12 protein-coding genes are annotated in these 10,285 nt (G+C 34.8%); 4 read left to right on the top strand and 8 right to left on the bottom strand.

The annotated features are described in order from the left end of the window. Positions 1-744: 744 nt before the first annotated feature. Both IJ258_RS07120 and IJ258_RS07115 read right to left on the bottom strand, forming a co-directional pair. Entirely contained in the window at positions 745-1,344 is a 600-nt protein-coding gene (locus tag IJ258_RS07120; protein WP_292805042.1) for a hypothetical protein, read from the bottom strand. 85 nt (positions 1,345-1,429) lie between these two features. Further along, on the bottom strand, positions 1,430-2,152 hold the full coding sequence (locus IJ258_RS07115; RefSeq protein WP_292805039.1) for a DUF4012 domain-containing protein: 723 nt from the start codon (positions 2,150-2,152) through the stop codon (positions 1,430-1,432). 223 nt (positions 2,153-2,375) lie between these two features. On the opposite strand from IJ258_RS07115, the gene IJ258_RS07110 reads away from it, so the two are divergent. From IJ258_RS07110 to IJ258_RS07100, 3 genes are all read left to right on the top strand, one after another. Then, positions 2,376-3,389, top strand: a complete 1,014-nt coding sequence (locus tag IJ258_RS07110) for a M48 family metallopeptidase (RefSeq protein WP_292805036.1) — start codon at positions 2,376-2,378, stop codon at positions 3,387-3,389. 9 nt (positions 3,390-3,398) lie between these two features. Further along, positions 3,399-3,662, top strand: coding sequence for a transcriptional regulator (locus IJ258_RS07105; RefSeq protein WP_292805033.1), 264 nt, complete (start codon positions 3,399-3,401; stop codon positions 3,660-3,662). A 98-nt stretch (positions 3,663-3,760) separates the two neighbouring features. Next, positions 3,761-4,372, top strand: coding sequence for a vWA domain-containing protein (locus tag IJ258_RS07100; RefSeq protein ID WP_292805030.1), 612 nt, complete (start codon positions 3,761-3,763; stop codon positions 4,370-4,372). On the opposite strand, the gene queC is transcribed toward IJ258_RS07100, so the two are convergent. Together queC and larC are read right to left on the bottom strand one after the other, a co-directional pair. Then, positions 4,369-5,022 carry a 7-cyano-7-deazaguanine synthase QueC gene (gene queC / locus IJ258_RS07095; protein ID WP_292805027.1) on the bottom strand — a complete coding sequence of 218 codons (654 nt, stop codon included), beginning with the start codon at positions 5,020-5,022 and terminating at the stop codon, positions 4,369-4,371. The genes IJ258_RS07100 and queC overlap by 4 nt on opposite strands. Then, positions 5,019-6,188, bottom strand: a complete 1,170-nt coding sequence (larC, locus tag IJ258_RS07090) for a nickel pincer cofactor biosynthesis protein LarC (protein WP_292805025.1) — start codon at positions 6,186-6,188, stop codon at positions 5,019-5,021. Before larC ends, queC begins: the two co-directional genes overlap by 4 nt. A 66-nt stretch (positions 6,189-6,254) precedes the next feature. On the opposite strand from larC, the gene IJ258_RS07085 reads away from it, so the two are divergent. Then, positions 6,255-7,322, top strand: a complete 1,068-nt coding sequence (locus IJ258_RS07085; protein WP_292805022.1) for a phosphatidylglycerophosphatase — start codon at positions 6,255-6,257, stop codon at positions 7,320-7,322. Between the two features lie 39 nt (positions 7,323-7,361). Here the strand turns inward: IJ258_RS07085 and IJ258_RS07080 are convergent, their stop codons facing one another. From IJ258_RS07080 to pdxS, 4 genes are all read right to left on the bottom strand, one after another. Then, positions 7,362-7,781 (bottom strand): thioesterase family protein, encoded by a 420-nt coding sequence (locus IJ258_RS07080; RefSeq protein WP_292805019.1) that lies wholly within the window; start codon positions 7,779-7,781, stop codon positions 7,362-7,364. A 2-nt stretch (positions 7,782-7,783) separates the two neighbouring features. Next, positions 7,784-8,455: a flavodoxin family protein gene (locus tag IJ258_RS07075; RefSeq protein ID WP_292805016.1), complete on the bottom strand. Its 672-nt coding sequence runs from the start codon at positions 8,453-8,455 to the stop codon at positions 7,784-7,786. A 78-nt stretch (positions 8,456-8,533) separates the two neighbouring features. Then, positions 8,534-9,121 (bottom strand): pyridoxal 5'-phosphate synthase glutaminase subunit PdxT, encoded by a 588-nt coding sequence (pdxT, locus tag IJ258_RS07070; RefSeq protein ID WP_292805013.1) that lies wholly within the window; start codon positions 9,119-9,121, stop codon positions 8,534-8,536. A 39-nt stretch (positions 9,122-9,160) separates the two neighbouring features. Beyond that, complete coding sequence (gene pdxS / locus IJ258_RS07065) at positions 9,161-10,045, bottom strand: pyridoxal 5'-phosphate synthase lyase subunit PdxS (RefSeq protein ID WP_292805010.1); 885 nt, start codon at positions 10,043-10,045, stop codon at positions 9,161-9,163. Between the last annotated feature and the right edge of the window lie 240 nt (positions 10,046-10,285).

Below are 10,285 nucleotides of genomic sequence, written 5' to 3'. Positions count from 1 at the left end.
TTAGTTAGTGAGATGAAGAACCTATAAGCCACCTAATTGACCATAATAAGTTATGGAAAGTCGCCACCTGTGGTGACGAGGACTTATAGGCTAAACCAATATTTAGGATTTTACCTTCTAATCTTCACTTAATATCTAAGCACCTTAAAATATATAAACATTTTCATTATCCATACTTATCCATTTCATTTCCTCATTATGCTTTTAAGGCTATTAATGTCGAATCTGTGTCTGTCAAGTTCCACCATCAGTTTGTTTTTCTTGTTTTCTATTTTGATAAATTACTATAACTGTAATATAAATCCCATTATAATATGAAAAACACACCTCGCATTACATCAGTTAAATTTTACTATTTATATTCCCAACAATTACTCAATTACTGCGACTTATGCAGGCAATGGAACGGGTATGTTGATGAAAAAACCGCTAAAAAGTTAAGATTAATTAATTAAGCAATTTAAAAAGTAACTTGCTTCTAGTCACTTACCTCTTTCTTTTTTTACTAACTTCAAAACTGTCAAATAATATCTTATGGACTATTGCATTCAATGCTTTTGCTCTTTATGTCTTATTTTTATGTGTCAATTCTTATAGTATTTTAATTGACAGTTGGTGGCAAATGAAATTATTCAAGTTCGTATGCATTCACTAATTTTTTCAGATACCTGATGGTTAAAAGTAATGTTGATTCAACTTAATATTAGTAGGTATAACCTAAAAATTGTTTTAAATATTAATTTATTATCTATTCAGATAATAAGTAAATAATATCTCCTTAAATCTGGTATCATCCGTTTTTTGAGGATTGCTTTGTGAAAGGTATTTTGATTCAAGATAATTATACTCGGATTCTTGATTCAATTTGTCAATTTTTTCCCGTTTGTATATATTTACACTTTCATCCAATGCATTATAAAAGGATTCATCATCTATTTTACTTTGTGGTGTGCTTTTAATCAACTTTTCAATGTCTGAATTAATTTCCTTGTCTGTCCATGCAATCTCGTAAACCGATTTGCCTGATGCGAAATATGCATGTGAATGGTTGCCTCCGACATACTTGTTGTATTGGCTGAAATGCCTTACCGGGTGATTGTTGATATTTAAATCCTCACTTGAATCCTTTTCAACTGCCCACAGACCAATTTTTCCTGCAACATCCTCATCAATGCATCTGATTGAAAAAACGTTGTCCAATTCGTATTCATCATCATCTATCTCGCCACCTGAGTATTTTGAAGGTATTTCAAATGTGACATTGTTTATCTCAACGGTTTGAGTTGCGTAAACACAACCTGCAAGTAATGTGAATATCACTAAAAATAGAAAAATCTTTTTCATAATCATTTCGCTTCTAAAAAATAGTATGTATATTAAAAATAAAAAAAGTTGTTTAAAGGATTAGAATAATCCTTTAAAGATTTTGTTATGATCCTATGCTTTCTATTCCTTTAGTGGCAAGCAATTTTGTAAATGAACCTTCTGGTTGCATTATGATGTTGCCTTTGGAATATTCATCTAATGCTGCTTTAACCATAGTTGCTTTCTTGTCAGGGTCTGCGGCTGCTTGAGCCAATGCTTTAACAAGCACCATTACTGCATCGGATCTGGACATTGTTCCTGTAACTCCTTCGTTACCTGCATATCCGTTATAAGCATCGTTTTCACGAATGATGTCAGTTGCACTAAGGTTTGTCACTTTTCCATCAACTTCTAATGGACGAATGGAATCGATTACATTGTCTACTCCTTCATCATAGACAAGAACTACTGCATCAGGTGTCATGTTGGTATTGTATTCTATAATTTCTTTTGCATATTGCATACCATCTTCCACACCATCATAAAGACTGTCGTGAAGGAACATTTTTCCACCACCCAGGGCACTTGATGCGGGCTGAGTTGGGTGTGTCATTCCACCAGGATAGACTGGAGTGTAGTTTGCAAAACTACCGTTTTCCAAATGAATCATAAATGCCATGTCCACTCCCCCGTTGGATTGTTCGTATTTATCAGCAGCCAATATAAGGATATCCTTATCTTCCTGTGATAAATCAGGACCTGAATTTAATGCTCCGTAAATTGAAGCTAAAAGTCCTATAAGAACAACTAAAAGAATAGCTATGATTAATTTTTTTGTCCTTTTCATTTTAATTCCCACGTTTTAATTTTTAAGAATTAAATTTTTAATTAAATATAAATCTTATAAGATACAATTAAATTGTTCTCATATATGATTTTTTATTATTAAATTATATAAATATTATTGAAATTCGACTTTTTTACGAGCAGTTTTTACTTTTACATTTTTTTAAGAAAATAAAACTATTTTCAAAAAAGTTTTTATACACAAGGTGATAATAAAATATAGTATGGCGAAGGATGACCGAAGTAGCATAAACCCATTTACCGGAAAATCTCATTTTGACATGGTCAATGATGACAAGTTTCTTAAAGATTCATATAATGAATATTACAGCATGATCAATCAGGTTCAACTATTGGATAATACTCAAAACGGACAGATAGTTAGAAATGTTGCAATAAAGCTAATTCAGGCCGTTGAGTCATATCTTTCAAAAATCGGAAGATTGGATTATGTTGAGGATTATTATGATTGGGATTTTCACTTGGTTGCAGATGACACTGTCAATGCTTTCTGTATGCCTGGAGGCAAAATCGTAATGTTTTCAGGAATTTTATCTGTTGCAAACACCGAAGAAAAAGTAGCTTTCATTTTAGGCCATGAAATGGCCCATGCACTTCTAGATCATTCAAGAACAAGAATCAGTGCTCAAAATGCACAAAATACAATAGCTTCTGCCGCTTGGATTGGAAGTATTGCGATGGATCTTGTTGGTTTGGGTTCACTAGGTTCCCTGACCCGTGCAGCCACTAATGTTGCAAGCATCGGTTCGCAATTTTTCCTAATGAATCCCTGGGGAAGGGACCAGGAGCTTGAAGCGGACCGTTTGGGCATGCTGATGATTCATTGGGCAGGTTATGATATTTCAGATATTCCTGCATTTTGGCAGTCAATGTCCGAGCAAAACTCTAATGAGCATGATTTTTTCTCAACACATCCTGCCGATTCAAAAAGGATTGCTTCAATGAATGAATTGATTATGGAAATTGAAAACGGAACTGATTTTTACTCTCAGCCTGTCTTGAGAAATACTCCAAAGCCAAAAGAGGAATTTAAGGATTATCATTTGATTAATGATAATGTTAAATATTGCCAGGAATGTGGAACTCGGGCAAATGCTGATGATAAATTCTGCACTGTATGTGGGGCTAAATTTGAAGTTGAATTAAAATGTGGTAAATGTGGAAGTTTGGTTAATGAGGGAGATTCGTTTTGTATGAATTGTGGAAACAAGCTTTGAGGTGTGAATATGGATAAGGAAACAGAAGCCAAATTGATTAGATATATACAAAAGTCAACTTACAGGCATCGTGCATTTAAGGCTATTGGTCGTGGTGTGAAAATGCCGAAAGAGATTGCTGAGGATAGTGGCATTTTACAGAATCATGTTTCAAATGTTTTAAGGCAATTAAAGGAAAAAGAAGTTGTCGAATGTCTTAATCCAAAAGTTAGGAAAGGACGTCTCTACAGATTGTCTGAAGATGGTTTACGTCTTTTGGATAAGGTTGATTGATTTTTTTTCATTTCCGAAAACTTTATATATTATTTGATGTTAATATATTGTGTGTAAGTTATACACAATATAACAACAAAATCATGGAAGTGAAAAATATGGATACAACACCACAAAATGAAAACTTGGACTTGATATTTTTAATGGACCGCAGTGGATCCATGAGAGGATCAGAAGAAGACACAATTGGTGGGTTCAACTCATTTATCGAAAGAGAAAAAGCAAAAGGACTAAACACTACAGTAACCACAATTCTTTTTGATGACTACTATGAAGTGTTATACAAAAGAAAATCAATCGATGAAGTGGAATTATTAACTAGCGAAGAATATTGGGTAAGGGGATGCACAGCACTGTTGGATGCAATTGGAAAAACAATCAATACTCTTGACAAGGAAATCGACAACAAAGCATTATTTGTAATAATGACTGATGGAATGGAAAATTCTTCCAAGGAATTTACAAAAGCCCAGATTTCAAATCTTATTAACAGCCACAACTGGGAATTCATATACATAGGAGCAGACATTGACTCCTACTCAGAAGCTGGAAACATAGGTATAAGAAAATCCCGCGTTGCAAATTATAGGAAAACAAAAGAAGGATTTGGTGATGTTTTCAGGTCAGTTGAAAACGTTTCATATTGTGTACGGGAAAATATGGATTTGGAGAATTCGGACTGGAAGAAAGATTTGGAAAAATATGATTAGATTCCCACTTTCCTAAATGCTCTGTTTCGTCTCATACAGCTTTCACAAACACCACAGGGATCATCTTCTCCTTTATAACATGAATAACTTAATTTAATTGGAGCACCAATTTCAACGCCTAACTCGACCAGTTCCTCCTTACTCAAATTAATGCATGGTGCTTCAATTCTTATTTTATCCGGTGAACCAACATCAATCAGTTCATTGAATTTTTCTAGATACTCTTTTGAATTGTCCGGAAATGTTGCTCCTTCCTCATTGTTCCATCCGACAATGATGATTTCCGCACCGATACTTTCAGCATAGGATAGTGCAATTGATGTAAAGACTGTGTTTCTTGCAGGAACCCAAACATTCTCAGCACTTTCACCGCTTTTATCCAAATCGTCCAAATCATCTTCTGTGACTTCAGGAATATCTGCTGAAGTATTCAAACTGGAGTTGCTGATATTTGAAAGCCATTCAAGATTAATCACTTCATGACTCCAACCCATCTTTTCACAGATTTTTTTTGATGCATTTATTTCTGGATTTAATGCCTTTTGACCGTAATTGAAGGTTATGGCATGAATTTCATAATCCTTGTCAAAAACTGTAGTTGCAACAGTACAGTCAAGTCCTCCTGAAAAAACGCTGATTGCCTTTTTCATTTTATTATCTCCTTAACTTTTCTTAAAGCTAAACCGGTGTCTTGAGCAATAGTTTTTAAATCCTCATATTCGGGTCTTTTTGAAATCACTTCGCCATTGACATAACCTATTTTGAATGTTACGTCATATGTTTTGCCGTTTATTTCATAGCTTTTAGTTTCAAATTCACGTCTTGCAATTCCTCTGTGCATGTTGGGAGCAATTCTGATGCCCAAACTGCCGGTTTCTTTAAAAATAATATTTAACATGTTTTCTCTATTTGATTTTCTAGAAATTACCTTTAAAAGACTTCCCTGACGATTTTTTTTCATGATAATTGGTGTAATTGAAACGTCACTTGCACCGGCATCCAACAATACGTCAAAGAGGTATCCGATTTCTTCACCGGTTAAATGGTCAAGGTTGGTTTCAATAACATCTATGCTGTCGCTTTCGCTCATATCTGTTGCTTCAATTATTCTTAACACATTCGGATGGTCAAAATCCTTACGTCCGGCACCGTAACCGACTTTTTTTGCTTTAATTTGTGGGATGAACTCTTTGATTTCGCCGCATAATTCCATATATATTGCAGAACCGGTAGGTGTTGCTAACTCAGAGTCAACAGGTCCTCCAATCATATATGCATCATTTAAAATCTCAACAACAGCAGGTGCAGGAACAGGTATTGTTCCATGGGCAGTTTTAACCCTTCCACCTCCAACAGCTATTGGAAGGCCGATAATTTCATGTAAATCATAACCTAATGAGTAATATGCATAAACTGAACCTATCACATCAGCAACCGCATCGCTTGCCCCAACCTCATGGAAATGAACTTCGTTTAAATTTTTGCCGTGCACTTTGCTTTCGGCTTTTGCAATTCTTTCGAAAATACTGACTGAAGTATTAATTACTTTTTCATCCAAATCCAGTTTCCTGATTTTTGAAATGAAATCATTATAGTTTATGGGATGCTTGTTCTCCAGCATCTCAACATGGCATAATGTTGATGAAATTCCATGTTTTGCGACCTTGGAAAATGTCACTTCAACTTTTCCAAATTCATAAGCTGATTTTTCCATCACTTCTTTTAATTTATCTGCATCTGCTCCTAAATCGACAAATGCTCCAATCAGCATGTTTCCTGCTATTCCACTGGATTGAGGGTCAATAATAATTGTCATAATGATAATTCCTTTTTTTATAGTTATACTATAATATTAAATTAAATTATTAATATATATTATCACATGAAATTAAATGTCACAGAAAAGGATTACGGAGTTTGCATCAATAATCCAAATCATTTTTTGGCCTTAAGTGATTTTACTGTCAGCGACGGTATTGATATTGTTGAAAATGTTAATGTGGTAATTGCCAAGGATGAATTCAATGCAACTGCCAAACGTGCAGAAACATTCAATCAATTACAGGGTTCCTACATTGCTCAGGCAACCGATTCAATTGATTATTTTTCAAAAACATATGATGATTTGACCATTTTCACATTCATGGCAAATGATATTGTCCTTGAAGATTTTACTGACAAATTAAAAGTTGCTAATTCACCAAAAGGATTTGTAGATGCAAGAATCAATTTAAGTCATGTAATTTACATTGACAGAGTTATTTCACCTAAAGATTTGCTTAAAATATTTAAATTGATTTCAAGCGCTAAGGCCAGAGCTTTAGCTCGAATGAATCTGCCGGTTCACATTCAAAATATTTTAAACGCTGATGACTTTTTAGCCCTATTGGCAAATATTCCTGAAAATGACGGTCAGTCTTTGGATATTAATAATGCTGAATATGATGATATTGATTTTGAGGATTTAAAAATCAGAATTACGGATGCAGTTGAAATAAGCATTGAGGATGCTTTTGAAAAAATGGGTCTGACATTCGGTATTCTTGATTATCTTGTTTCTGAGGCAATTCAGATTGGTGATTTGGTTGAAGCGGGAACAGATCTTTTGGATGAAGATGATATAACACAGGATTTAAAGGACAGAATGGAGTCACAAATCCTTAAGGCTTTAAGTGATGTCAATGTGATAACTTTGATTGATGCTGCACTTAAAATTCAATGGGAGCTGACAGAAAAAGGATTGCGTGAATTTGATTGTGATGATTATATATACAGTAGTGAAGTGTTTGGAATGGCTGTTGCAAACCAGATTGCAGGCACAAAGGCAATAATTAACTTCAAGAGGTATAATGAAGCAAAGCCCGGTATCATTTGGGGATTGCCTCTAATACTTAGTGATGCATTTGCCGGGTTGATTGCTGGTTGTGTTTCTAAGATTTTTGAGGAGTAATCTTAATTGCTTTGTTTTTTAGATATATTATAAACAGGATTATTTTTTCCCAATATCTGCTTCATCTAAAAAAAGATTATTGAGTTTCAATCTGATGTCATCAGGAATTCTGACTGATTTCTCTTGGATGTAATCATAGTGGACTATAATGGATTTTCCTTTTGCCTTGATTTGCCCATCCTGCCAGACTTCATTTCCAACTGTAAATGAGGAATTTCCAATTTTCAGGATATATGTTCTTATCTCCACGTCCTGGCCGTAGCGGATCTGGCCTAAAAAATCTGTCTCGTTTCTAACCAGAATAAGTTTCCATTTTTCCAAATTCAAATCCAAATCCGGTATGAAATATCTGTAAATCTCTTCTCTTGCAAGTTCAAACCATTCTCCGATATGATTGTTGTTTACATGTTTCATACCATCTATTTCTCCAAATCGTGGAGTTAGCATCATCTTTAACATAATTATTCCTTTGCTTTTTCAACTAATCTTTTGCCTAACTCATAAGCATTTTTTAAGTCTTTAGGGAATTGTTCGTCCCGTTGCTTTGATCTGCTTTCTTCCAGCCCTTCAGGCACATCATATTTTGAATAGTTTTTGAATTGGTATGTGAAATGTGCATACAGTGTTTCAGTATAACCGTAAAGGGTTTCAAGGAAGTATTTGTTCGCATCAAGATTAGGTTTAAATTCTTCTGCAGCTTCCTTTGGAGCGCCGGTTGTATAAATCATTGCTGTTGGAACGGTTCTGCCAAGTAGGCTACTTTCAACTTCTCCGGTTTTTTCATTGACTTTTGGATTATATGACAGGATTGGAAACATTAAACGCTCCATGAATGACCTTAAAACGCCGGTAGTGAAATAAAAATAGATCGGACTTCCCATTACAATGACATCGGCGTTCAATGCTTTTTCAAGTATGGGTGTTATTTCATCTTTTATAGCACATAATCCGTTTGTTTTTGCATTTTTAAGTTTACATGCAAAACAGCTTTTACATCCTATGAAATTATAATCATAAAGATTTATAATTTCAACTTCGGATCCTGCATCTTTTGCACCTTCCATTGCCTTTTCAAGCATTTGATAGGTGCTCCATTTCTTACGTGGCCCTCCATTTATAAAAATAGCTTTCATAACAATAACCTCATATTAATTTTTGTTTACTGATTAATATATAATATTGTTCGAGCCACTAAATGAATATCTTTTGATTTAATTTTGATTATTCAATACTTCCTTGATGAAATATTCATGAATTAATGTGTTTTCAGTCAATTCGGGATGAAATGAAATTGCAATATTGTGTTTCTGCTGAATAGCTATTATCTCACCATTGAACTCAGATAATATCTTGATGTCTGTTTTTGTTTTATCATATGACTCGAGTGCCGGCGCTCTGATGAATACTCCAGGATATTTTTGATTTAATATTTCAATTTCTGCTTCAAATGAATCCTTTTGCCTACCATATGTGTTTCTCTTGACTGTTATATCCATAAGTCCAAGTAATGGCTGATTAAAATCTGTTTTTTTACCAAGAAGCACCATTCCTGCACATGTTCCAAAGACTGGAATGTCATTGTCTTTTATTATTTTGTCAATGCCTCTTTTCTCAATTAACTTGCCGATTACAGTGCTTTCTCCACCAGAGATTATTATGCCGTCACATGTTTTGACATCTTCACTGTATCTTACAGGTTCCACTTCTATTTCTAATTCCAAGTTTTCAACGGCTTTTTTGGTTATCTCAAAGTGTTCTGAAACTGCACCCTGTAGATTAAGGATTCCTATCTTTACCATTTGTGCACCCGTTAGTGATAATAAAAAATATGAGGAATTTTAAATTCCTCTGTCCTGCATTCTGTCTGATTCAGTTAATGTTGACATTTCCAGACCTTTCATTGCTTCACCCAAACCTTTGGATACTTCAGCTAATACTTCCGGTTTGTCGTAGTTTGCTGTTGCTTCGACTATTGCTTTTGCAAATGCTTCCGGATTGTTTGATTTGAAGATTCCTGATCCTACAAAAATACCGTCGGAACCTAACTGCATCATGAGTGATGCATCTGCAGGTGTTGCAATACCGCCTGCCGCAAAATTGACAACTGGTAATTTGCCAAGCTCAGCGGTTTGTTTTACAAGTTCAATTGGAGCTTCAATGTTTCTTGCATATTTCCAGAGTTCCTCTTCTTCAAGTCCTTGTATGGTTCTTATTTCACCAGTTACCCTCCTCATATGACGAACGGCTTCCACAATGTTTCCGGTTCCAGGTTCTCCTTTTGTACGAATCATTGCTGCTCCTTCATCGATTCTTCTTAATGCTTCGCCAAGATTACGTGCTCCGCATACGAATGGTATTGTGAATTCTTTTTTGTTGATGTGATATTCTTCGTCTGCAGGTGTTAGCACTTCACTTTCATCAATCATGTCGACTCCGAGGGTTTCCAGGATTTGTGCTTCTGCGATATGTCCGATTCTTGCTTTTGCCATTACTGGGATGGATACTGCATCAACCACTTCTTCGACAATTGTTGGGTCGGCCATTCTTGCCACTCCTCCTGCCGCACGAATGTCTGCAGGTACCTTTTCAAGCGCCATTACTGCTACTGCTCCTGCATCTTCTGCAATTGCAGCTTGTTCTGCATTTACTACATCCATGATAACTCCGCCTTTTGTCATTTTAGCGAAGCCTTCTTTTAGTACGTCGGTTCCTTTTTCTACCATGTGTATTTCTCCGTCATATTTAATATAACAATTGTTATTATTATTTTTCATCATATATAAATGTTAATTTTTCACAAGAATTATGTGAACAAAAAATTAATATCAAAATAGTTTTTTTCCAATGTCGTCAACTTAATTTTTGATTTCATGTTTTTTTCCTGATTTTTATGTTGGTTTGTAGTTGATGTTGAATTTTCTTTGTTTTTTCTTGTTTCTGGTTGTTGTTGGATTTTTGACATT

The sequence above is a fragment of the Methanobrevibacter sp. genome, from assembly GCF_017468685.1.
GTDB lineage: Archaea > Methanobacteriota > Methanobacteria > Methanobacteriales > Methanobacteriaceae > Methanocatella.
Note: the sequence above shows the minus strand (reverse complement) of the source record. Positions and strands in the feature narration are given on the sequence as shown.

Bases quoted from the DNA above. Each gene is read 5' to 3' on its own strand.
- IJ258_RS07105 (WP_292805033.1), top strand. From the start codon at position 3,399: ATGGATAAGGAAACAGAAGCCAAATTGATTAGATATATACAAAAGTCA.
- IJ258_RS07075 (WP_292805016.1), bottom strand. From the start codon at position 8,455: ATGAAAGCTATTTTTATAAATGGAGGGCCACGTAAGAAATGGAGCACC.
- IJ258_RS07085 (WP_292805022.1), top strand. From the start codon at position 6,255: ATGAAATTAAATGTCACAGAAAAGGATTACGGAGTTTGCATCAATAAT.
- queC (WP_292805027.1), bottom strand. From the start codon at position 5,022: ATGAAAAAGGCAATCAGCGTTTTTTCAGGAGGACTTGACTGTACTGTT.
- pdxS (WP_292805010.1), bottom strand. From the start codon at position 10,045: ATGGTAGAAAAAGGAACCGACGTACTAAAAGAAGGCTTCGCTAAAATG.
- IJ258_RS07100 (WP_292805030.1), top strand. From the start codon at position 3,761: ATGGATACAACACCACAAAATGAAAACTTGGACTTGATATTTTTAATG.
- IJ258_RS07080 (WP_292805019.1), bottom strand. From the start codon at position 7,781: ATGTTAAAGATGATGCTAACTCCACGATTTGGAGAAATAGATGGTATG.
- IJ258_RS07115 (WP_292805039.1), bottom strand. From the start codon at position 2,152: ATGAAAAGGACAAAAAAATTAATCATAGCTATTCTTTTAGTTGTTCTT.
- IJ258_RS07120 (WP_292805042.1), bottom strand. From the start codon at position 1,344: ATGAAAAAGATTTTTCTATTTTTAGTGATATTCACATTACTTGCAGGT.
- IJ258_RS07110 (WP_292805036.1), top strand. From the start codon at position 2,376: ATGGCGAAGGATGACCGAAGTAGCATAAACCCATTTACCGGAAAATCT.
- pdxT (WP_292805013.1), bottom strand. From the start codon at position 9,121: ATGGTAAAGATAGGAATCCTTAATCTACAGGGTGCAGTTTCAGAACAC.
- larC (WP_292805025.1), bottom strand. From the start codon at position 6,188: ATGACAATTATTATTGACCCTCAATCCAGTGGAATAGCAGGAAACATG.